Source organism: Adlercreutzia caecimuris B7, from assembly GCF_000403355.2.
Classification (GTDB): domain Bacteria; phylum Actinomycetota; class Coriobacteriia; order Coriobacteriales; family Eggerthellaceae; genus Adlercreutzia; species Adlercreutzia caecimuris.
Window position 1 is genome coordinate 326,607 of sequence record NZ_KE159646.1, and the last position, 22,735, is coordinate 349,341.

Consider the following 22,735-nt stretch of genomic DNA (forward strand, 5'->3'; position numbering starts at 1 on the left):
ACTATTTTGTTGATGGCGCAACCGCTCTGAACCCCTAGCAAACCGCTTATCAAAAATAAAGACCTTTCAGCTCAACTTTAATTGACAGTCTGGTGTCAGATTGCTTGCGCATTGTCAAACAAAGCCATGTTTCCACAGTGTTTCGGTGACGAAATGCGAAGGTGGTCTCAGTCAAACACAACAGACCTTCACCACGGCTTGGGGCGAGGCGCTCAAGGCGCGCAAGATCATGTGTGGCTGGCGAAGTTTCTATCCGTTTCCAAGATAGGAGAGCTTTATGCAAGGAGTAAACGTCAAGAGCGAGATCGGCAACCTCAAGAAGGTTATCTTGCACCGTCCCGGCGACGAGCTGCTCAACCTCACTCCGAACACCCTGGAAGAGTTGTTGTTCGACGACATCCCGTTTTTGCCAGTGGCCCAGGAAGAGCACGACGCGTTCGCGAAGATTCTGCGGGAAGAGGGTGTGGAAGTCGTCTACCTCGAGGACCTCATGGCCGAGGTACTCGATGCGAAGCCCGAGCTGCGCCGCCAGTTCCTCGACCAGTGGATTTACGAGGCGGGCATCCGCACCGAGATGTACCACGACATCATCACCGATTACATTGAGAGCAACTACGCCGACACCAAGGCCATGGTCATGAAGACCATGGCGGGCATCAACCTCCAGGAGCTGCCGCAGCGCGACACGCACCTGTTGGTCGACATGGTATCCGATCGCTGCAAGCTCGTGTGCGCCCCCATGCCGAACCTGTACTTCACTCGCGATCCGTTCGCGATGATCGGCAACGGCGTGTCCATCAACCGCATGTACAGCCAGACCCGCAACCGTGAGACCATCTACGGCGACTATATCTTCAAGAACCATCCCGACTTCGTGGGCACTCCCGAGTACTACAGCCGCAACGACACCTTCCACATCGAGGGCGGCGACATCCTGAACATCAACGAGCACGTGCTGGCCATCGGCATCTCCCAGCGCACCGAGCCCGACGCCATCGACCACATCGCCCACAACATCTTCAACGATGAGACGAGCCCCATCGACACCATCCTGGCCTTCAACATCCCGGTGTCCCGCGCCTTCATGCACCTGGACACCGTGTTCACCCAGATCGATCGCGACAAGTTCACCATCCACCCCGGCATCATGGGACCTTTGACCGTCTTCGAGATCACCCCCGACGGCAAGGGCGGCACCAAGATCCGCGAGCGCAACGAGGACTTGGAGAGCGTGCTGTCGGAGTACGTGGGCCAGAAGGTCACGCTCATCCCCTGCGGCGGCGGCGACCGCATCGCCGCGGAGCGCGAGCAGTGGAACGACGGCTCCAACACGCTGTGCGTCCGCCCCGGCACCGTGGTGGTGTACCAGCGCAACAACGTCACCAACGACGTGCTGTACAAGAACGGCATCAACTGCCTGGTCATGCCGTCCGCGGAGCTCTCCCGCGGCCGCGGCGGCCCGCGCTGCATGTCCATGCCGGCCTGGCGCGAGGCCCTGTAGGATCCACGCGCACCGGCGTGCAACCGCGCCGACGCCCGACAACGGCGCACTCCGCGCGGCATGATCGCCGCACCCCATTGAATCGTTAGTCGGGCGGCTGCCCTAAGCGGCCGCCCACTCCCGGCGGCACCGCTTGCGCGGCATCCGCCCTCTTGAAAGGAAACACTATGCCTGTGAATCTTTCCGGCCAGTCCTATCTGCGCCTCCTCGACTTCTCCACCGATCAGATCGACTACCTGCTGAAGCTCTCCAAGAACTTCAAGGACCTCAAGCGCACCGGCACCCCGCACCGCTACCTGGAGGGCAAGAACATCGTTCTCCTGTTCCAGAAGACCTCCACGCGCACCCGCTGCGCCTTCGAGGTGGGCGCCATGGACCTCGGCATGGGCGTGACCTACCTGGATCCCGGCTCCTCCCAGATGGGCAAGAAGGAGTCCATCGAGGACACCGCCCGCGTGCTCGGCCGCTTCTACGACGGCATCGAGTTCCGCGGCTTCGATCAGGCCGACGTGGAAGAGCTGGCCGCCAAGGCCGGCGTGCCCGTGTGGAACGGGCTTACCGACATGTGGCATCCCACCCAGATGCTCGCCGACGCGCTGACCGTCCAGGAGAACTTCAACTACGACATCAAGGGTCTGAAGTTCGTGTTCTTCGGCGATCTGAAGAACAACATGGGCCGCTCGCTCATGGTGATGTGCGCCAAGCTCGGCATGAACTTCGTCGGCTGCGGCCCGAAGGACTGCTGGATGGACGACGAGCTCATCAAGACCTGCGAGCAGATCGCCGCTGAGAACGGCTGCACCGTGAAGTGCACCGAGGACGTGAAGGAAGCCGCCACCGACGCCGACGTCATCTACACCGATGTGTGGGTGTCCATGGGCGAGCCCGACGAGGTGTGGGAGCAGCGCATCAAGCAGCTGTCGCCCTACCGCGTGACCACCGAGATCATGGCCATGGCCAAGCCGACCGCCATCTTCCTGCACTGCCTGCCGGCCTTCCACGACACCAACACCACCACCGGCGCCGACATCGCGAAGCGCTTCGGTGTGACCGAGATGGAAGTGGAGGACGCGGTGTTCGAGTCGAAGCAGTCGAAGGTCTTCGACGAGGCCGAGAACCGCATGCACACCATCAAGGCCGTCATGTACGCCACCCTGCAGTAAACCTGTAGCTCTGCTGCAGCTCTACTGCAGCTGGCACATATTCGATACCTCGGGGCCGTGCGGAATCGGGAGGGATAACCGCGCGGCCCCTGGTATTCCCATAGGCAATCGATTAAGGAGGGATAACCATGGCAACGGCTGAGAAAGGCAAGAAGAAGAGGGCGCCGCTGTCCTCGTTCACGATCCTGCTCATTATCTTGGTGGTGCTGGCTGTTATCACCGTCATCATGGCCGCCAGCGGCGTGGAGGGCGTCCAGGGGGCGACTCTGTCCCAGGTGCTCACCGCGCCCGTGTTCGGCTTCCAGGACGCTATCGGCGTGTGCCTGTTCGTCATGATCCTCGGCGGCTTTTTGGGCATCATCACCGAGACCGGGGCGCTCGACGCCGGCATCGCGGCGCTGGTGCACAAGCTCAAGGGCAACGAGCTCGTGCTCATTCCCATTCTGATGTTCATCTTCTCCATCGGCGGCACCACCTACGGCATGTGCGAGGAAACGGTGCCCTTCTACCTGCTCTTAGCCGCCACCATGGTGGCCGCGGGCTTCGACAGCCTCACCGGCGCGGCCGTCGTCTTGCTCGGCGCCGGCTGCGGCGTGCTGGGCTCCACGGTGAACCCGTTCGCCGTGGGCGTGGCCGTCGACGCGCTCTCCGGCATCGGCATCGCCGTGAACCAGGCCATCATCATCGTGCTCGGCCTCATCCTCTGGCTCGTGACCCTGGCCATCTCCATCGTCTTCGTCATGCGCTACGCCAAGAAGGTGAAGGAGGACAAGGGCTCCACGTTCCTGTCGCTGCAGGAGCAGGAGGCCATGATGAACGAGTGGGGTATGAAGGAGTCCGATGAAGAGGCTGTCGACGGCCAGGCCGCCGCGACCCCGAAGATGACCGGCCGCCAGAAGTGGTCGCTCATCGTGTTCGCGCTCACCTTCGTCATCATGATCGTGTCGTTCATTCCCTGGGCTGACCTCGGCGTCACTATCTTCGACGCCGGCGCCACCACCGAGGAGGTCACCACCACGATGACCGGCGACGAGATTACCGCCTTCATCGACGACGCCAACGACGGCGCCACGGTGACCACGCTCTCCGAGCCTGTTGAGGCCACCTCCGTCTCCGAGGAAGAGGTCACCCCGGCCTGGTCGAGCTTCCTCACGGGCGTGCCGCTGGGCGGCTGGTACTTCGACGAGGCGTCCACCTGGTTCCTCTTGATGGCCCTCGTCATCGGCGTCATCGGCGGCGTGTCCGAGAGCCGCTTCGTGAAGGCCTTCATCAACGGCGCCGCCGACATGATGTCGGTCGTGCTCATCATCGCCCTGGCCCGCTCCATCACTGTGCTCATGGCCAAGACGGGCCTGGACATGTGGATCCTCAACAACGCTGCCACCGCGCTCACGGGCATGTCGGCCGTGGTGTTCGCGCCCCTGTCGTTTTTGCTCTACATCGTGCTGTCGTTCCTCATCCCGTCCTCCTCGGGCATGGCCACCGTGTCCATCCCCATTCTCGGCGGCCTGGCCCACCAGCTGAACTTCTCGGTCGAGACCATGGTCATGATCTACTCCGCCGGCAACGGCCTCGTGAACCTGTTCACGCCCACCTCCGGCGCCATCATGGGCGGCCTGGCGTTGGCCAAGGTGGAGTACTCCACCTGGCTCAAGTTCGGCGCGAAGCTGTTCGTGGTCTTGGGCATCGTCTGCATGGTTATCCTGACCGTGGCCATGGTGATTCTGTCCTAGGGCTCGCCAACCAACATTTTTGTGCGGACGCGCAGTTTTGACGACGCTTCCGCTCGCAGAAGCACCCGGGCATCGCGCCCGGGTGCTTCTGTGTTTTCCTGCGCTTTCGTGGTATTATGGCAGCTTATAGACGCGGGCAGGTACGGCACAGCCTGTCGGCGAGAAGAAGGCTGACTCACAGAAGAGGAAGAAGATCAATGGAAATTCGCGAATCTCTCGAAGCGATCATCGACGCCGCCATCGAGGCGGCCCGTGCCGACGGCTCCCTGGAGCTGACGGAAGCCCCCGAAGCCGCCTTGGAGCGACCCCGCGACGAGGCCAACGGCGACTGGGCCTCTACCGTCGCCTTGCGCTGCGCCAAGCTCGCTCGCAAGAATCCCCGCGAGGTGGCGCAGGTCATCGCGGACCACATTCCCGCTAACGACATGATCGCCGCTGTGGAGATCGCCGGCCCCGGCTTCATCAACATCCGCCTGTCGGATGCGGTGCTGCAGGGCGTGGTGCGCGAGGTGCGCGATAAGGCCGAGAACTTCGGCCGCGGCACCATCCCCGAGGGCGAGCGCTATGTGAACTTGGAATACGTGTCGGCCAATCCCACGGGCCCCTTCCACGTGGGTCATGGCCGCTGGGCCTCGCTCGGCGACGCCATGGCGCGCGTCATGCGCCACGGCGGCTACGATGTGTACGAGGAGTACTACATCAACGACCACGGCAACCAGATGGACGTGTTCGGCAACTCCGTGAGCGTGCGCTACCAGCAGCTGCTCGGCCGCGATGTCGAGATGCCCGAGGCCTGCTACGGCGGCGCCTATGTGAAGGACATCGCCCAGGAGATCATCGACCGCGACGGCGACAAGTGGTTGAACGTATCCGACGAGGAGCGCGTGGAGGCCTTCCGCGAGATGGCCTATGAGCAGACTCTCGCCAACCAGAAGGCCGTGCTCGCCGGCTTCGGCACCACCTTCGACAAGTGGTTCTCCGAGCGTTCGCTCTACGTCGAGGACGAGAACGGCCAAAGCGCCGTGTCCCGCTCGCTGAACGCCATGCGCGAGAAGGGCTACCTGTACGAGAAGGACGGCGCCCTGTGGTTCCGCTCCACCGATTTGGGCGACGACAAGGACCGCGTGCTCATCAAGGGCGACGGCGAGGCCACCTACTTCATGAGTGACGTGGCCTACCACTACGACAAGATGATGCGCGGCTTCGATCACCTCATCGATTTGTGGGGCGCCGATCACCACGGCTATATCAAGCGCTGCGAGTGCATGCTGGAGGCCTGGGGCTGGCCCGGGGCGCTGGAGGTGCAGCTTGGGCAGCTCGTGAACTTGTTCCGCGACGGCAAGGCCGTGCGCATGTCAAAGCGCACCGGCGAGATGGTCACCTTCGAGGAGCTCATCGACGAGGTGGGCGTGGACGCCACGCGCTATCTCATGCTGTCCCGCTCGGCCGACCAGCCCATCGACTTCGATATCGAGGTGGCCAAGAAGAAGGACGCCTCCAACCCGGTGTACTACGTGCAGTACGCCCACGCCCGCATCTGCTCCATTCTGCGCAAGGCGGCCGATGAGGCCGACGTGGCGGCGGTGGAAGCCGGGCAGCTGACCATGGCCGAGCTGGCCGCGAAGGTGGCCCCCGAGGGCTGCGACCTCTCGTCGCTCACCCATCCCTCCGAGCTGGCCCTCATGCGCAAGATGGCCGACTTCGGCAACCTCATCGCCCTGGCGGCCCGCGACCGCGCCCCCTTCCGCCTGACCCATTACGCCCAGGATCTGGCGGCCCTGTTCCATCAGTTCTACACCAACTGCCACGTGCTCACCGAGGACGCGGCCGTGCAGACCGCGCGCTTGGCCCTGTGCGACGCCACCCGCATCGTGCTGGCCCTCACGCTCACGCTGCTGGGCGTTTCCGCTCCCCAGAAGATGTAGGTTTGGCGAGCGCGGGAGAGTTGCGTTAGAATAGCCAGCGCACATGGGCCTGTAGCTCAACGGTGGAGCAGGGGACTCATAATCCCTTGGTTCTCGGTTCGAATCCGGGCGGGCCTACCAGCCTATGAGAAGGCCCCCGTCAGCAATGGCGGGGGCCTTTTAGTGCTCGGGGGCGGGGGCGACGGTGCCGGTTGCCGGGCGCAGCCGGCGGCGGCCGAGTGGCGGTGCCGCGGCTGGCTGGGGCCGGCCCAGTCGGCTTAGTCGCACTGCGGCGGAAGCGGGACCCTGATGGTGTTGCCGGCGGCATTGCGCCCAGCGGCCGGGCCCGCGCCGTGCCTCTAGGGGTTGCAGCGCTTGCAGGGGTCGAAGCCGCGGCCGATGATGTTCTCGCGAGTGTCGGTCACATCCTGGCGGTTCTTGACGCTCATCTGATCCACCGAAGAGCAGCTGGGAACATGGAACTTCTTCGAGTTGGTGTTCAGCACGTACTCGGTCGCGCCCTTTTCGGTGGCAGTGCCGCTATCGGAGAGGGCTGTGCCACCGTCGGCGGAGCCCTTGGTTGCCCCGTCGCCAGAGACGTCGGGCAGGGGCGTGGCGTCCTCGGCGGCCATGTTCTCTCCGGTGCGGTAGTCGATGACCACGCCGGGCTGCACATTGTAGACAAAGACGTTGAAGGCCACGCCGTCGCCGCCATCCTCTACGGATTCGGCCATCATGTGCACGCCGCGGGCCACCAAGTCGTCGCCGTCGAAGACGGGGGTCGCGCGCATGAGCACATGGTTGCCCGTGGCGTGCACATAGTCGGCCACGGCGTTCTCGAAGGGCAGCATGCCCTCTACGTTCATATACCGGGTACCGGTGATGAGGTTGCTCACGTTGGCGTTTTCGCCGGTCAGCTGGAAGCCGAGCAGATGACAGCGGTTGTAGAGGTACTTTCCGTCCACGAAGTCGTACTTGCCCATCTTCCAGCCCGTGGGCCTCACCTCGCCGATGGAGCCCCGCTCCTCGGTGGGCATGGTCTCGGCGCCCACCACGGCGAAGGTGGCGGTGCAGCGCCCGAGGGCGTCCAGCTCGCCGTAGAGCTCGGTGCCCGCGGCCGCTGCGCGCTCCTCGTCGGTGAAGGCGGGCTCCCCGCCGTTCACGTAGACGTAGGGGTTGCCGTCGTAGGCGGGCAGGTCGCGGTAGGCGGGGGTGCCGGTCGGAACCGTGCCGCTCGCGACCTGGGAGGCGGCCGCGGCTTCGGGCTCGCCGGCCTCATCGGGTGCCGGTGCTTCCGTCTCGGTCGTCGCCTCCTCGGCTGGCTCTTCCTCCCCATCAACAGCGGCGGGGCCCTCTTCTCCAGCTTCGGGAAGCTTGTCCGCGGCAGCTGCCTTTGCAGCCGGGGTCTCCTCGGCGGCCGATGTGGCGGCCGCGCAACCGCCAAGGAGGCCGGCGAGGGCGATCGCGATTGCCAGGGAGCAGAGCCGGCGGCCCAGATGATTCGAATTAAGCACGGTGTTTCCTCTTTGCTCTCAAAATGCTGCGCTAAAATGGCCAAAAGCCCGAGTTCTGCACAATTTCAGAGGCCTAATATAAGGCTCTTCTGGCATCTCTGGCCCCGATAAGCGTCTTTTTCGCGTAAAAATGCGCAATGTTCTCAATTCGCTTGTGCGCAACGCGGGCTTTTGGCCAAAATGAAGACGATCTTTTGCAAAGGGCCCTGCGGGAGCGCCTCCTAAGCGCTGCGTTGCAGGTGCGGAACGGGGGAGGCCTCACGTGGACGATAAATTTGCACGCACGCGGTTGCTGCTCGGCGATGCGGGGCTGGCGCGGTTGGGGGCGGCCCGGGTGGCGGTGTTCGGTGTTGGCGGCGTCGGCGGCTATGCCGTGGAGGCCTTGGCCCGCAGCGGCGTGGGGGCGCTCGATCTGATCGACAGCGATGCGGTGGACGTCACGAACCTCAACCGCCAGATCATCGCCACTGAGGCCACGGTCGGCCTCCCGAAGGTCGAGGTGGCCGCCGAGCGCGTTGCTTCCATCAACCCCGCGTGCGAAGTGCGGGCGCACCGATGCTTCTTCCTGCCTGAGACGGCCGCCGACTTCGACTTCGCGACCTACGACTATATCATCGATGCCGTGGACACGGTCAGCGCGAAGCTGGCGCTCGTGGAAGCTGCGCGCGCGGCCGGCACTCCCATCGTGTCCAGCATGGGCGCGGGCAACAAGTTGGACCCGACGGCCTTCCGCGTGGCCGACATCTACGATACCTCGGTCGATCCGCTCGCACGGGTCATGCGTCGCGAGTTGCGCCGTCGCGGCATTCTCGCGCTTAAGGTGGTCTATTCCACCGAGCCGCCCCGCAAGTCGGTGTCGCATGGAGAGACGGTGAAGGAGGGCAGCCGCCCGGCTCCCGGATCAGTTGCCTTCGTGCCCGCTGTGGCGGGGCTCATTCTCGGGGGAGAGGTGGTACGAGATCTGGCGGGAGCGGTTGCTGGGGGAGCGGGAGCGGTTGTTGGAAAATAGTTCTTGCGCAGACGCCCAACGAGTCCTATAATTCATCCTTGCGCGAAATGGTGGGTGTGGCCTAGTTGGCTAAGGCGCCAGATTGTGGCTCTGGAGATCGTGGGTTCGAGTCCCATCATCCACCCCAGCGCGCTTGAAAAATTAGGGCTTGCGCAACGATGCGCGATGGTCTAGAATGTTCAAGCGCTTTTGCGCAGCACCGATGTGCTCCGTTAGCTTAGTTGGTAGAGCAGGGGACTCTTAATCCCAAGGTCGAAGGTTCGAGTCCTTCACGGAGCACCACGAAACATCAGGCCAGCGGCTTATCGTCGCTGGCCTTTTTGCATGCCAGGGAGTTCCTAGCGCATCCGGGCCGCCTTCTTTGCGAGCCGGTCGGCCTCATGACTCAGGGCGCGGGCCAAAAGCCCGCAGAGCTCTTCCTCGGCGGCGGTGCCCTCCATGAGCGTCAAGGCCTGCGATGCGGCGCGCATAGTGTCGGTCGCCTCGTCGACGGCTTCCTGCAGTTGCATGGTCCGATGATTCATGTTCCAGCCTTTCTCTTGGGATATACCAGCGAAAAGAAAATACTCTTTGCTCACAGCCGAGGCGGCCTCGAGGGGCGTTGCGTGGGATATGGTATATACTGGAGTCGCCGATGCGCCCGACCGCGGGGGCATATCGGCGCAATCGACAACGCGGGGCCTTCGGGCCGACAGCATCCCCTCAGCCCGCGCTCGTGCAACGGCGCGCGGTACCCAAGGAAACGTACATGGATCTGAAACCCCTTAGCGAAACCTCGGACAAGCGTTTCGCGCTGCTCATCGACGCCGACAACGTGTCGGCTCGCTATCTCAAGCCCATTTTGAACGAGCTGTCGAAGTACGGCACGGTCACCATCAAGCGCATCTACGGCGACTGGACGCTCACCCTGCACGCCAAGTGGAAGGACGCCCTGCTGGAGAACTCCATCACGCCCATCCAGCAGTTCGGCTACACCCAGGGCAAGAACGCCACCGACTCTGCCATGATCATCGATGCCATGGACATCCTCTACACCGACAACGTGGACGGCTTCTGCCTGGTGTCGAGCGACTCGGACTTCACGCGCCTGGCAAGCCGCCTGCGCGAGAGCGGGCGCACGGTCGTCGGCATGGGGGAGAAGAAGACCCCCGTGCCCTTCCGACGTGCATGCGACGTGTTCACCACCTTGGAGCTGCTCGTGCAGAACAAGCGCGAGCGCTCCGGTTCCAGCTCTGGCGGCACGAACAGCAGCGCCGTGCCGAAAGATGCGGTGGAGCAGGCTGTGGTGGACATTATCACCGACAACCAGAACAACGGGAAGGCCACCGGCCTCGGCGAGATCGGCAGCCGTCTGCAGAAGCGCTATCCGGATTTCGACGTGCGCAGCTACGGCACCAATTTGCTCTCGAAGCTGCTGGAGGAGTTCACCCGCGTGACCATCACCAAGGACCACAGTTCGGTGACGGTGGAGCTGGCCGATGGCGCCGAGGAGCGGACCGACAAGGCCGACAAGCCCGAGAAGAAGGTGCGTGGCGAGAGGGGGGTCAAGGCCGACAAGGCTGACCAGGCCGCCGGGAAGGCCGAGAAGGCCGCTTCCACCGAGCAGGGCGAGGAGCCGTCTTCGGCTGAGGATTCCGAAGCGGCTGGGAAGGCATCGCGTCGTGGCCGCAGCCACCGGGGGACCCGTCGGGTTACGCCGAAGGTGGCGGGGCATTTGCCCGAGGGCGACGGGCAGGCCCCGGCGGCCCTGCCCGAGTCGGCTCCCGAGCCGGCAGATGCTGTCGGAGCCGAGCCCGCCCCTGCGGCGTTGGAGGAGCCGTCGACCGATGCCGCTCACGATGTGAGGCCCGGCCGCAAGGCGCGGGCGGCTCGCAAGGCGCGGGTTGTCGAGACGGCTGCGGGGCAGCAGGAGGCTCCCGCGGCGATCGCCTCCGAGGAGGGCGGCTCCCCGGAGGCAGCCGAGCCTGCCAAGCCCAAGCGCACCCGCAAGAAGGCTGCCCCGGCCGAAGCCGCGGTTCCCGCGCCCGACAAGCCCCGCCGCACGCGCAAGAAGGCCGCTCCCGCCGCATCTGCTGCGGCCGACACGCCGCAGGCCTATATTCGCCAGATGGTGCAGGAGGCCGGTGCCGACGGCATCATGCTCTCCACCATCACCGATCGACTGCGGGCGCGCTTCAAGGATTTCAAGGTGCGTGATCTTGGCTACGCGCAGATGCGTCAGTACATGGCCTCCACGGGCACGTACGACTTGGAGAAGAGCGGGCGCAACTTCCGGGTGTACTTGGCGTAAAGTGCCCGTGTCCCGTTGATTTTCTGAAGACGGGCGACCGCGAAGGCGGCGGTCGCCCGCACTCCCGTACAATAAACCTCTTGCTCAATGGAATATCAGCCGGAGGTGCCGTATAGATGGAAGCTTTGACCCTCAGTTTGCTCTTGCTCGCTGCGGTGCTCGTGTCTTCCCTCATCGACCAGATCATTCCGCGGGTGTCGCTTCCCCTCATCCAGATCGCACTCGGGCTCGTTATCGCCGTCGTCGCGGGCGGCGAGGTTCGCGTGACGCTGGATCCGGAGCTGTTCCTCGTGCTGTTCATCGCGCCGCTGCTCTACGACGAGGCGAAGCGGGCCGACAAGGTGGCGCTGTGGCGAGAGCGCAAGCCGGTGCTGTCGCTGGCTATCGGGCTGGTGGTGGCCACGGCTCTGGTGATCGGGTTCGCGGTCAATGCCATCGTGCCGTCCATTCCGCTAGCCGCAGCCTTCGCTTTGGGCGCGGCGCTCGGGCCCACCGACGCCGTGGCCGTCTCGTCGCTGTCGAAGCAGGTGGATATCCCCTCGCGTCAGGCGTCGCTGCTGAAAGGCGAGCTTCTGCTGAACGACGCGTCCGGCATCGTGTCGTTCCAGTTCGCCTTGGGGGCTGTGGTGACCGGCACGTTCTCCCTTATGGGCGCCGGCACCGATTTCCTCATCGAGTTCATCGGCGGCCTTCTGTTCGGCGCTGTGCTCGGGCTGCTCGGCAACTGGGTCGTGAAGACGGCGCGCTCCATCGGCGTGGAGAACACGAACTTCCACGTGCTGTTCGAGGTGCTCATCCCCTTCCTCATCTACCTGGTGTCCGATGCCTGCCATGTGAGCGGGGTCATCGCCGTGGTGGTGGCCGGCCTTATCAACGTCACGTCGCCGCGCGGAGTCATCGGGCCTTCGGTGTCGCGCATGAACATCGTGTCCGGAAGCGTATGGCACGTGCTCACCTACGCCCTCAACGGCATCGTCTTCGTGCTGCTGGGCACCCAGCTTCCTCAGGCCATGCGCGAGACGTGGGACGATACCACCATCACGAACACCACGCTCATCGCGCTCGTGTTCGGGGTTACCTTCCTGCTTCTGGCTACGCGCTTTCTCTGGGTGCTCGTCATGGACTGGGCGCATGTGCGCCGCGCCGAGAAGCGGCGGTTCTCCGGCCGCGACGTGCGCAGCGCGCTTATCACCACGTTCGCGGGGGCAAAGGGCGCCATCACGCTGTCCATCATGTTCACCATCCCCGTGCACCTGGTGTATCCCGATCTGGCCTACAAGGTGCTGTTTCCCCAGCGCGACCTGTTGATCTTCCTCGCCTGCGGTGTGATCGTGTGCACGCTGCTTCTCGCCACGTTCGTGGTGCCGCTGCTCGCGCCCGCGCGCAATGAGGCGGAAGAGGAGCTGCGGCGCATCGACCGCGACACCGCGACGACGCTCGACATCATGCGCGATGTCATCGAGATGCTCGCGGCCCGGCAAACGCCGGACAACCGCGTGGAGACCCAGGCGGTCATCAGCTCGTACAACGATCGCCTCGCGCGCATCAAGGAGTCGAACGGCATCGAGGACGAGCCCAACGTCTCGCTGCGCCTGCGGGCCCTGCGGTGGGAATACGACCGGGCGGTGGAGCTGCTGGAGAACGAGGAGGTGTCCAGCGTGGTGGGCTACCAGTACCTCACGCGCCTCGAGCGCACCATGGACCTCCTCGAGCACGGCCGGGTCGCGGGCCGTGCCCGGCGCTTCGGCATCCGCGCCCGCGCGCTTCTGCACCGCGGCGTGAACGCCATCCTGCGCGAGCTGCCGGGAGACACGATGGCCAGCCGCACCGAGGAGATGCGCCAGCTCCAGGTGGCGACGCGCGCCTATGCCGTGGAGCACTTGGAAGAGGCCGTCGCCTCCAGCCAGGTGCCCACCGAGGACGCAGCCGAGCTGCTCATGGAATACCAGCGCGCCGCAGCCGCCCTGCGCAGCGGCCGGCCTACGGTGACGGCGGTCATCAGAGTGGGGGATCGTGCCGAGGAAGTGAAGCGGGCCGCCTATTACTACGAGCTGGAGCAGATTCAGGAAGCCTACGAGGCCGATCTGCTCTCACGTAGTGCTGCCAAGCGCCTGCGCGAAAACGTGCAGCTCATGCAGATGGATCTGGACGACACGGTGTAGGGCGCCCGGCTTCTCTCTTTCACGCAAAAAAGCCCGCGAGGCATCTCGCGGGCTTTCGTCGTGCAAGGGGCGGTGCGGCGGACTTTCGCGTCTTTGCGGCTAGTACACCATGCCCATGGCCTCGCGCACCTCGTCCAGGGTGGCATTCGCCATCTCGTTGGCGCGGCGGTTGCCCTCGTGCAGGATCTCGCGCACCAGCTCCGGCTTGCCCTCCAGCTCACGGCGGCGCTCGCGGATGGGGGCCAGGTAGCTGTTCACCGACTCGGTCACGTAGCGCTTGAGCGCCCCTGCGCCGTCGCCCGCGATCTCAGCGGCGATATCCTCCTCGGTACGGCCCGTGGTGAGCGCGGCAGTGGTAAGCAGGGCCGACACGCCGGGGCGGTTCTCCTTGTCGAAGGTGATCATGCGCTCGGAGTCGGTCTGGCTCTTCTTGATGAGCTTGGCCGTCTCCTCCTCGGTGGCCGACAGGGCGATGGCATTGCCGTAGCTCTTCGACATCTTGCGGCCGTCAAGGCCGGGAATCTCCACGGCCTCGGTCAGAAGACCGTGGGGCTCGGGGAAGATGCGGCCGTAGCGCTCGTTGAAGCGGCGGGCGATGAGGCGCGTCTGCTCGATGTGGGGCAGCTGGTCTTTGCCCACGGGCACGATGTTGCCCTTGCAGAACAGGATGTCGCAGGCCTGGTGCACCGGATAGCTGAGCAGAAGGCCGGTGAGCGCGTGGCCCGAGGCCTCCTGCTCGGCTTTCACCGTGGGGTTGCGCATCAGCTCGGCCTCGGTCACCAGCGACAGGAAGGGGAGCATGAGCTGGTTGAGGGCCGGCACGGCGGAATGGGTGAAGATGACGGTCTTCTCCGGATCCACTCCGCAGGCCAAATAGTCGATGACCATGTTGTGCACGTTGTCGGCGATGTTGGCCGTGGTATCGCGGTCGGTGATGACCTGGTAGTCGGCGATGATGATGTTCGTGCGAATGCCCATGTTCTGGTGGGCCACGCGCTCCTTGATAGTGCCGAAGTAGTGGCCCATGTGCAAGCGGCCCGTGGGACGGTCGCCCGACAGCATGGTGTACTTCTCGGGATGCAGGGGCAAATCGGCGTTGATCTCGTCGCTGATCTTCTTGGAAGCGAGGAAGGTCTCGCTGGTCATATCGCTCGCCATCGGTGCTTTCTTCTCCTTTGCGATGGAATTGTGAATATGTTGAGACAGTATACAAGATTACCTCTTGCGCATTGGCTGAAACCTGTGTATTATATTTAGCCGTCGCAAGTCACTCAGTGAGTTGCACATGATCCGGTCGCTTGGCTCAGCGGGAGAGCATCGCCTTCACACGGCGGGGGTCACAGGTTCAAATCCTGTAGCGACCACCATAACTGACAGGCCCCTCTGCGGAGGGGCCTTTTTCATGTCCGCGCGTCGAAGGAAGGGGCCGCCGCTATGACCGACCTTGCGCCCTGGGCCTTCGAGCTGGAGGCCTACATCCGCGAAGGCGAGCCCAACGCCTCATCGGCGGCGGTCCCAAAGTGCAATACTTGGGGGGCTGGTTGCACTTTAGATTGCACTTTGGACGAGCTGGCTGTATTGAGGCTGCTTGCGGCCGACGGCTCGCTCACGCAGAAAGCTCTGGCGTCCCAACTCGGCATTTCGGAGCGCACCGTGAAGACGCGCACCGTCCGGCTTCAAGAGAAGGGCCTGCTGAGGCGCGACGGCGGTAAGCGCAGCGGTTGTTGGATAGTGTCGGACGAGGTAGAGGCGGCCCTGCAAATCAAAGAAAAGGTATCGGTATCCAACGATATTTCCAAGAAAGATTCCCATCATGATTCTGCAAACTGAACATCTTTCCAAATCCTACGGCGGGCGCACGTTGTTCCACGACGTGACGTTTCGGCTGGAGGAATACGACCGGCTGGCGCTCGTGGGTCCCAACGGCGCGGGCAAGACCACGCTTTTGAACATAATCTCCGGCGAGGACGACCCGGATGAGGGCCGCGTGCTGTTCGCCAAGGGGGCCCGGGTGGGCTATCTGGAGCAGGAGGCCATCGAGATGGGCGATCTGCCCGTGTTCGAGGAGGTCATCTCGTCACAGACCGAGGTGCTTGCAGCCGAGCAGCGCTTGCATAAGCTGGAGGCCGAGCTGGGCGCGAATCCCACCGAGGCGCAGCTGGCGGCTGTGGGTCGGGCGCGCGATGCCTACGAGATGCTCGGCGGCTACTCCCTGGAATCGAAGGTGCGCAGCGTGCTGTTCGGCCTTGGCTTCACCGAGGGCGACATGGCCCGCTTTACCACCGAGTTCTCCGGCGGTTGGCAGATGCGCATCGCGCTGGCGAAGCTGCTCATCCGCAATCCCGAGGTGCTGCTGCTCGACGAGCCCACCAACCACCTGGATTTGGAGTCGGTGAAGTGGCTCGAGGGCTTTCTGCGCGGCTATGCGGGCACCGTCATCGTGGTGTCCCACGACCGCGCCTTCATGGACAACATGGTGGACCGCGTGGCCGAGATCGACAACGGCCAGGTGAACCTGTACAAGGGCAACTACTCGAAGTACCTCGTGGCCCGCGAGGAGCGCCTGGAGCGCTTGCGGGCCGAGCGCGCCAAGTCGTTGGAGGAGATCGCGCACCTCCAGGCCTTCGTCGACCGCTTCCGCTACAAGGCCACCAAGGCCAAGCAGGCCCAGGAGCGCGAGCGGCGCATCGAGAAGATCAAGGAGACGCTGCCCGTTATCCCCGAGGAGAAGAAGACCGTGCACTTCAACTTCGTGCAGCCGCCGCGCACCGGCGACGAGGTGGTGCGCGCCCGCGGCCTGGTGAAGCGCTATGGCGACCACACGGTCTACGACGGGGTGGACTTCACCATGTACCGCGGTGACAAGGTGGCGCTTGTGGGCCCCAACGGCGCGGGTAAGTCCACGCTGCTGAAGATGATCGCAGGGGTGGAGAAGCCCGACGGGGGCACCATCGACTACGGCGTGAATGTGGACTTGACCTACTACGCCCAGCACCAGCTGGAAGAGTTGCACGCGGGCAACACCGTCTTCGAGGAGCTCGACCACGCCGCACCGGGCTGGTCTATCTCCCAGGTGCGCAGCCTGCTCGGTGCCTTCCTGTTCACGGGCGATGCCGTGGAGAAGAAGGTGGGCGTGCTCTCGGGCGGCGAGAAGGGCCGGCTCGCCCTGGCGAAGATGCTCGTGGCGCCGAAGCCCTTGCTCTGCCTCGACGAGCCGACGAACCACCTGGACATCTCGTCAGCCGATATTCTGGAGCAGGCCCTGCGCCACTTCGAGGGCACCATTCTCTTCATCACCCACGACCGCCACCTCATCCGCGGGGTGGCCAACCGCATCGTGGAGGTGAAGGACGGCAAGATCACCAACTACGACGGCGACTACGACTACTACCTGTACAAGTCGGGCCAGCTGGAAGGCGACGCGAGCGCCGCGTCGGCGGCTGAGGAGGCGCTCGCCGACGGGGGCATCCACGGGAAGGGGAGCGCCGCGGCTCCCGAGAAGCGGAAGGCTGGGGCGGCCGCGCCCACGAAGATCACCGTGAACCGACGCCGTGACCGCGACGGGGGCAACGCGGATGCTGCGGCTGCTGCACCGACCCGTGGCGGGGCTGCGTCGGCTGCGGCCGCCGCGCAGGCCCGCGGCGGCGCTGCGGGAGCGGCGAGCTCGCCTGCGCCCGGCGGCGAGGTGCAGCTGACGGCACCCAAGGGCAGCGCCCCCAAAACCAAGGAGCAGAAGCGCCGCGAGGCCGAGGCACGCAACCGCGCCTACGCCGCGCTCAAGAACCACCGCAAGCGCATCGCCCAGCTCGACGAGCAGATGGAGCGCGACAACGCCCGCATGGAGGAGCTGCTGGCAATGATGGCCGACCCGGACTTCTACGTGAACGAGGACGCCTCATCCGACGCCATCGCCGAGCACGCCAAGCTGAAGCAGCGTCTGACTGCCGCCGAGGAGGAGTGGTTCACGCTCACCGAGGAGCTGGAGGCGGAAATGGCGCGTCAGCAGGAGCAAGCGTGATTTGCAGCTCCTCGAGGTCGGGCTACGGGGTAATGCTCAGTCGCTCAGACAGTCCTCGCTCGGCGAAACAGTCCACTGGACTGTTTCGTTCGCTGCGGAACTCGCTTGGTGAGCACCACCCCGTATCCCTCTGCACGTTGACTAGGTTGAGGTAGAGAGATGCTGAACATCGTGTTGGTTGAGCCGGAGATTCCCCAGAATGCGGGGAATATCGCTCGCACGTGCGCGTGCACGGGGAGCCGGCTGCACCTCATCGAGCCCATGGGGTTTCGCCCTACCGAGAAGAACCTGAAGCGGGCCGGGTGCAACTACTGGAACGATGTGGACATCGTGCGGTGGCCCTATCTCGGGGCGTTTCTGGAGGCCCACGGGGAAGACGAGCTGCACCTGTTCACCGGCGCCGCATCGCGCACCTATGCGGAGGTGGCCTATGGGCCCGATGCGTTTCTGCTGTTCGGACGCGAGAGCCGCGGGCTGGATGCCGACCTCATCGAGCGCTTCGCCGATGAGTGCGTGCGCATTCCCATGGGCGCCGGGCTCGACTCGCTCAACGTTTCGAACGCGGTGGCCATCGCCGCCTACGAGGCCCTGCGTCAGCAGGATTTCCCCGGCCTTTCCTGAGATGCCCCGCTCCCGAGCGACGAGGTGCGCTCGCAGAAGCGCCCCGGCGGCTTCCGGGCTTATTCGCTAAGGTATTCCGAAACTTTTCCGTCGCATAAGGAGCTGGTACGCGTTGCAGACCTTCGAGCTGATTTTGTTTCTGTTGGCGGCGGTCATCGCCTCCAGCATCCTGGACAAGTTCCTGCCGCGGGTGTCGCTGCCGCTCGTTCAAGTGGCCCTGGGCGCCGTTATCGCGGCGGCTGTGGCCACGCCGCTGGAGTGGGGGATCGATCCGGAGCTTCTGCTCATCCTGTTCATCGCACCGCTGCACTTCAACGAGACGCGCCATGTGGATTCCGGGGCGCTGTGGAAGAACCGCTGGGGTATCGCGTCGCTGTCGGTGGGGCTCGTCTTCGCCATCGTCGTCGCCTGCGGGGCGACGCTGCACGCCCTGGTGCCGGCGATTCCGCTTGCGGCAGCCTGCGCGCTCGGCGCGGCCATGGGCTCCACCGATGCCGTGGCGGTGACGGCGCTCACCCACGACCGCCGCTTCGGGAGCCGCCACGAGGCGTTGCTCAAGGGCGAGGCCCTGTTCAACGATGTGACCGGCACGGTGATCTTCCAGTGCTGCGTGACGCTTCTGGCCACCGGCGCGTTCTCGCTTGTGCATGCGGGCGAGGAATTCGCGCTTGATCTGTTCGGCGGGTTCGCCGGCGGCCTGGTCATGGGCGTGCTCGCCTGGGGGCTTCTGGAGCTCATCCGCCGCACCGGGCTCGATACCCCCACGCTTCACGTGATGCTGGAGCTGCTCCTGCCCTTCGTCATCTATCTGACGGCGAAATCGCTGCATATCGGAGCGGTCATCGCCGTGGTGGCCGCGGGGCTCGTCATGTCGCTTTTGCCGCAGCGCCACACCGTGGCCACCGCGCGCACGAAGCTTCAGGCCGCTGGCGTGTGGCAGACCTTGGAGTTCGTGCTCAACGGCATCATCTTCGTCATCCTCGGCATGCAGCTGCCGCGCCTGCTCGCGCCGGCGGCCGAGGGGAGCCTGGGCGATCCGGCGGCGCTGCTCGGTGCGGTGGCAGTGCTCACGGTAGTGCTGGAGGGCGTGCGCTTTCTGTGGCTGCTCGCCATGGACGCCCTGGCCGCGGCGAGGGCCGGGCGCGCTGCGGCGTCCTGCTTGACGCCGCAAGCCCTGCGCGGCACACTCGCTGTGGCCTTTGCGGGCGCCAAGGGCGGCATTACCCTCTCGCTCATGCTGACGCTTACGGCGGCCGGGGCGCTTTCCGCCGCCGACCGCTCGATGCTCGTCTCCGTGGCCTCGGGCATGATCGTGCTCACCCTCGTCCTGGCCGACTTCGCCGTACCCGCCCTCGTTCCCTCGAAGCGCTCGGCGGCTCGCTCGCGCGATCGGGTGGATGCCGAGGTCTCCCTGATCTTGGAAGTGATCGCCTCCATTCGGGCCGACGCTCCTTTCACGGGTGCCGTGCGCACGGGCGAAGAGGCTTCCGCGGGTGCGCCTGCGACCATCGACGAGCCGGCCACGGTCATCGTCATGCACCGCTACGCCGAGATATTGGAGGACCTCGTTCCCGCGGCATCGGCCGCCGCAGCCGCCCGCGCCCGCGCCGAGATCGCCCGGGTGGGGGATTTGTACGACCGTATGGACGCCCTCAGCCGGGCTGCCGCCCAGTGGGATGGCGAGACCGAGGACGACGAGGCAGGGGAGGGTCCGGTTGGAGCGGGGCCGTCCGACGCGGATGCCGATGCCGTTGGCGGCCTTACGGGCTACTTCCAGGCCCTGCGCGCTACCTACGAGGCCGTGGAGGACGTGCAGTCCCAGGCTCTTGCCCGCGAGCTGCAGCTCATCAAGCAGATGCGCGAGGCGGGTGTGATCGACGCGGCCCACGCCAAGGAGCTCCGCAACGACGTGTACATCCAGCAGCTGACGCTCGACTAGCGCTCCGCGAGGTTGCCCGCCCGGTATCGGGCTGTCCAGCTACGCTCGCTCGTCGGCGGTTTCTGTGGGTTCGCCATGGCAGCGGGGCGGCAGCGGACGCGGTGCGCTACACTGTCGGGCTATGGTTAACATCGCATACATCATCTGCTCGGTTCTGAGCTTCGTGCCCGCCCTCGTGCTGCACGAGGTGGCTCACGGTTTCGCCGCCTATAAGTTGGGCGACCCCACGGCCAAGGCTTCGGGCCGCCTGTCGCTGAACCCGCTCAAGCACATCGACCCCTTCGGCACGGTCATCCTGCCGGCCATGCTCATGTTCATGGGCTGGCCGGTGTTCGGTTACGCCAAGCCCGTGCCCTACAACCCGCGCTACTTCAAGGATCCGCGTCGCGACGACGTCATCGTGGGCCTTGCCGGGCCGGCGGCCAATCTGGCTATGGCGGCCATCGCGGCGGCGGTGGCCTGGGGCTGCTCGGGTCTTGTGGCCAACCCCGCCTTCGCCAACAGCGAGCTGTTCGCCTATTTCTACGTGATGTTCTTGCCCACGTTCGCGCTTATCAACCTGTACCTCATGTTCTTCAACCTGCTGCCCATCCCGCCGCTGGACGGCTCCTCCATCTTCGCCATCCTCCTGCCGGCGAAGTACCTGCCGAAGTACTACCAGATCCAGCAGTACGCCTTCCCGATCTTCATGATCGCGGTTGTGGTGCTTCCCTACGTGTTCCATTTCAACCCGTTCTCGTGGTATCTGGGCGTGACAGCCGGCAACCTGTTCGACCTCATGTTCCCGCCGTTCTTCTCCTGAGGGCTTCCCGTGTCCTACAAGGTTCGCATCGACAGTTTCGAGGGCCCCTTCGACCTGCTTTTGTACCTGGTCAGCCGCCAGAAGGTGGATATCGGGGCTATTTCCATCACCGAGATCGCCGACCAGTACCTCGAAGAGGTGTCCCGCATGGACAGCCTCGATCTGGACGTGGCGAGCGACTTTCTCCTGGTGGCCTCCACGCTGCTGGAGATCAAGGCCCAAAGCCTCATCCCCCGCGAGCGCACCGAGCTGGACGAGGAGTTCGCCGAGCTGGCTCCTTCCGAGGCTCGAGACATCCTGGTCGAGCGGCTCATGGAGTACAAGAAGTACAAGAACGCCGCCGCCGTGCTGCACAACCGCTTCATCGCCGAGGGCCGCATGCACACGCGCCCCTTCGGGCCCGACGCGTGCTTCCTGGGCCTCATGCCCGACTTTCTGGCCGGTGTCACCGTGGACGCGCTGGCCTACCAGGCGGCCGCGGCGCTGGCCCGGCGCGAGGTGTTCCTGCTGGAAAGCGAGCATATCGCCGCCAAGCCCATCCCCGTGGAGGTGCACGTGCGGGCCATTCACCAGCGCATCCGCAACCGCAAGAAGATGCGGTTCTCGGAGCTGGTGGGGCCCGAGACGCCCAAGGAGGTGCTGGTCGTCACGTTTCTGGCCATTCTCGAGTTGTACAAGCGGGTGATGGTGAACCTCGTGCAGGACGAGGCCTTCGGCGACATTGCCATCGACTACATCGAGGGCTCCGGCGAGCTGAACCTGGAGGGCGACGACGCGCTGACGTCGGTGGGAGAGCAAGAGTAGCCGCGCCTGCGTGCAGCGGCGCGAGCGCCCTGGCGGGGCCATGTGAGCTGTGGCGCGGGGTGCGATACGACGAAGGGATAGACGATGTTTCAGGGATTGCAGGAGCACCAGCTGGCGGGGGCTCTGGAGGCCATGCTGTTCGTGACCGACGAGCCGGTGGGCACCATCGCCCTGGCCGAGATGCTGGAATGCGAGCCGGGCCAGGTGGAGGCGGCCCTCGTGGCTCTGCGTGAGAAGCTGGAGCGAGACGGGTCGGGCATCCAGCTGCGGGAGGTGGCTGGCGGCTGGCGGCTGTTCACGCACCCGGCCTACCATGAGCTCATCGAGAAGTACGTGCTGTCGTGGGACACCCGCAAGCTGTCGGCGGCGGCCATGGAGACCTTGGCCATCGTGGCCTACACCCAGCCAGTGACCCGCGCCGGGGTGGCCAGCGTGCGCGGCGTGAACTCCGACAGCCCCATCAACTCCCTGGTGGAGAAGGGGCTCGTGCGCGAGGTGGGCACGGCCGACACCCCGGGCAACCCCACCCTGTACGGCACCACCTGCGGCTTCCTGGAGAAGTTCGGCCTGCGCAGCCCGGCCGATTTGCCCGATCTGGCTGATTTCGCCCCCGACGAGGAGACGCGCCGGCTCATCACCGAGCGTCTGAGCGCCACCCGCGAGGATGTGGCCGTAAGCGATGAGCAGGCCCGCGGCATGGCCCGGGCCCTCATGGGGGAGGACGCGGCCGAGGGCGACGGCGAGGCGCTGCTCTTCGATGAGGAGATGTACGCCGGCCTGGATGCCGCCGCCGCGTCGCTGACCGAGGCGCTGGATGTCGAGCGCGCCGGGACGGCCGAGCGCGCGGGGGCTGGCGAGGAGGGGCCTGAAGGCGAGAGCGCGTTCGGGGCGGCTGCGGATGTCGCGGGCGGCGAAGGCCTTGGGACGGTGGCCGCGACCATCGGAGGGGCCGCCGGCGAATTGCGAGCTGTCAGCGCCGGGGAAGCCGCTGGCGAATTGCGGGCTGTTCGCGCCGGGGAAGCCGCTGGCGAATTGCGGGCCGCCCGTCCCGGTGAGAAGTCCGCCGAGGCGATGTTCGCCGAAGCCATCGCCTCGACCCTCGGGGTGGTGGATAAGATCGATTTCGATTCCCTCACCTTCGAGACCGACGATGAGTAGCGAGTTTTGTTCCTCTTGCCCGCGAAATTGTGCAGCAAACTCCGCGAAGTAGATAGGGTGCAACGGTGTTGTCTCTGACAAGTAGCAAACGGCTAACCGCTATCTGGGGAAATGATC

17 protein-coding genes and 4 tRNA genes are annotated in these 22,735 nt (G+C 65.0%); 18 read left to right on the forward strand and 3 right to left on the reverse strand.

The annotated features are described in order from the left end of the window. Positions 1-277: 277 nt before the first annotated feature. The 5 genes from arcA to C811_RS05550 all read left to right on the forward strand — a co-directional run bounded on the left by arcA (position 278) and on the right by C811_RS05550 (position 6,442). Complete coding sequence (gene arcA, locus C811_RS05530) at positions 278-1,501, forward strand: arginine deiminase (protein ID WP_016308521.1); 1,224 nt, start codon at positions 278-280, stop codon at positions 1,499-1,501. A gap of 167 nt (positions 1,502-1,668) precedes the next feature. Further along, positions 1,669-2,664, forward strand: coding sequence for an ornithine carbamoyltransferase (gene argF, locus C811_RS05535; RefSeq protein ID WP_016308522.1), 996 nt, complete (start codon positions 1,669-1,671; stop codon positions 2,662-2,664). Positions 2,665-2,792: 128 nt separating this feature from the next. Further along, the gene (locus C811_RS05540; RefSeq protein ID WP_016308523.1) at positions 2,793-4,397 is read left to right on the forward strand and encodes a YfcC family protein; all 1,605 of its coding nucleotides are present in this window, start codon (positions 2,793-2,795) and stop codon (positions 4,395-4,397) included. Between the two features lie 197 nt (positions 4,398-4,594). Further along, a complete protein-coding gene (argS, locus tag C811_RS05545) occupies positions 4,595-6,322 on the forward strand; it encodes an arginine--tRNA ligase (RefSeq protein ID WP_016308524.1) in 1,728 nt (575 codons plus the stop codon). 45 nt (positions 6,323-6,367) lie between these two features. Then, positions 6,368-6,442 (forward strand) — tRNA-Ile (locus C811_RS05550). A 218-nt stretch (positions 6,443-6,660) separates the two neighbouring features. On the opposite strand, the gene C811_RS05555 is transcribed toward C811_RS05550, so the two are convergent. Then, on the reverse strand, positions 6,661-7,815 hold the full coding sequence (locus tag C811_RS05555; protein ID WP_016308525.1) for a DNA/RNA non-specific endonuclease: 1,155 nt from the start codon (positions 7,813-7,815) through the stop codon (positions 6,661-6,663). A gap of 262 nt (positions 7,816-8,077) precedes the next feature. On the opposite strand from C811_RS05555, the gene C811_RS05560 reads away from it, so the two are divergent. From C811_RS05560 to C811_RS05570, 3 genes are all read left to right on the forward strand, one after another. Further along, positions 8,078-8,824, forward strand: a complete 747-nt coding sequence (locus tag C811_RS05560; RefSeq protein WP_016308526.1) for a tRNA threonylcarbamoyladenosine dehydratase — start codon at positions 8,078-8,080, stop codon at positions 8,822-8,824. A gap of 50 nt (positions 8,825-8,874) precedes the next feature. Next, positions 8,875-8,951: transfer RNA gene (locus C811_RS05565), tRNA-His, on the forward strand. 79 nt (positions 8,952-9,030) lie between these two features. Next, positions 9,031-9,106 (forward strand) — tRNA-Lys (locus C811_RS05570). Between the two features lie 56 nt (positions 9,107-9,162). On the opposite strand, the gene C811_RS05575 is transcribed toward C811_RS05570, so the two are convergent. After that, the gene (locus C811_RS05575; RefSeq protein WP_016308527.1) at positions 9,163-9,348 is read right to left on the reverse strand and encodes a hypothetical protein; all 186 of its coding nucleotides are present in this window, start codon (positions 9,346-9,348) and stop codon (positions 9,163-9,165) included. A gap of 224 nt (positions 9,349-9,572) precedes the next feature. Between C811_RS05575 and C811_RS05580 the strand changes: the two genes are divergently transcribed. Further along, positions 9,573-11,114 carry an NYN domain-containing protein gene (locus C811_RS05580; RefSeq protein WP_016308528.1) on the forward strand — a complete coding sequence of 514 codons (1,542 nt, stop codon included), beginning with the start codon at positions 9,573-9,575 and terminating at the stop codon, positions 11,112-11,114. Positions 11,115-11,230: 116 nt separating this feature from the next. Next, complete coding sequence (locus C811_RS05585) at positions 11,231-13,276, forward strand: cation:proton antiporter (protein WP_016308529.1); 2,046 nt, start codon at positions 11,231-11,233, stop codon at positions 13,274-13,276. Positions 13,277-13,375: 99 nt separating this feature from the next. Here the strand turns inward: C811_RS05585 and trpS are convergent, their stop codons facing one another. Then, positions 13,376-14,434 carry a tryptophan--tRNA ligase gene (gene trpS / locus C811_RS05590; protein ID WP_016308530.1) on the reverse strand — a complete coding sequence of 353 codons (1,059 nt, stop codon included), beginning with the start codon at positions 14,432-14,434 and terminating at the stop codon, positions 13,376-13,378. Between the two features lie 134 nt (positions 14,435-14,568). Between trpS and C811_RS05595 the strand changes: the two genes are divergently transcribed. The 8 genes from C811_RS05595 to scpB all read left to right on the forward strand — a co-directional run bounded on the left by C811_RS05595 (position 14,569) and on the right by scpB (position 22,618). Beyond that, a tRNA-Val gene (locus C811_RS05595) sits at positions 14,569-14,643 on the forward strand. Between the two features lie 67 nt (positions 14,644-14,710). Then, on the forward strand, positions 14,711-15,106 hold the full coding sequence (locus tag C811_RS05600; protein ID WP_016308531.1) for a winged helix-turn-helix transcriptional regulator: 396 nt from the start codon (positions 14,711-14,713) through the stop codon (positions 15,104-15,106). Further along, a complete protein-coding gene (gene abc-f / locus C811_RS05605; RefSeq protein ID WP_016308532.1) occupies positions 15,090-17,294 on the forward strand; it encodes a ribosomal protection-like ABC-F family protein in 2,205 nt (734 codons plus the stop codon). The genes C811_RS05600 and abc-f overlap by 17 nt, the downstream gene beginning before the upstream one ends. A gap of 159 nt (positions 17,295-17,453) precedes the next feature. After that, positions 17,454-17,915, forward strand: coding sequence for a tRNA (cytidine(34)-2'-O)-methyltransferase (locus C811_RS05610; protein ID WP_016308533.1), 462 nt, complete (start codon positions 17,454-17,456; stop codon positions 17,913-17,915). 112 nt (positions 17,916-18,027) lie between these two features. Next, positions 18,028-19,854 (forward strand): cation:proton antiporter, encoded by a 1,827-nt coding sequence (locus C811_RS0102790; RefSeq protein WP_016308534.1) that lies wholly within the window; start codon positions 18,028-18,030, stop codon positions 19,852-19,854. A gap of 121 nt (positions 19,855-19,975) precedes the next feature. Continuing rightward, positions 19,976-20,656 carry a site-2 protease family protein gene (locus C811_RS05615; protein WP_016308535.1) on the forward strand — a complete coding sequence of 227 codons (681 nt, stop codon included), beginning with the start codon at positions 19,976-19,978 and terminating at the stop codon, positions 20,654-20,656. A gap of 9 nt (positions 20,657-20,665) precedes the next feature. Further along, positions 20,666-21,460: a segregation and condensation protein A gene (locus C811_RS05620; protein WP_016308536.1), complete on the forward strand. Its 795-nt coding sequence runs from the start codon at positions 20,666-20,668 to the stop codon at positions 21,458-21,460. A gap of 84 nt (positions 21,461-21,544) precedes the next feature. After that, on the forward strand, positions 21,545-22,618 hold the full coding sequence (scpB, locus tag C811_RS16165) for an SMC-Scp complex subunit ScpB (protein WP_016308537.1): 1,074 nt from the start codon (positions 21,545-21,547) through the stop codon (positions 22,616-22,618). The last annotated feature ends 117 nt before the right edge of the window (positions 22,619-22,735 follow it).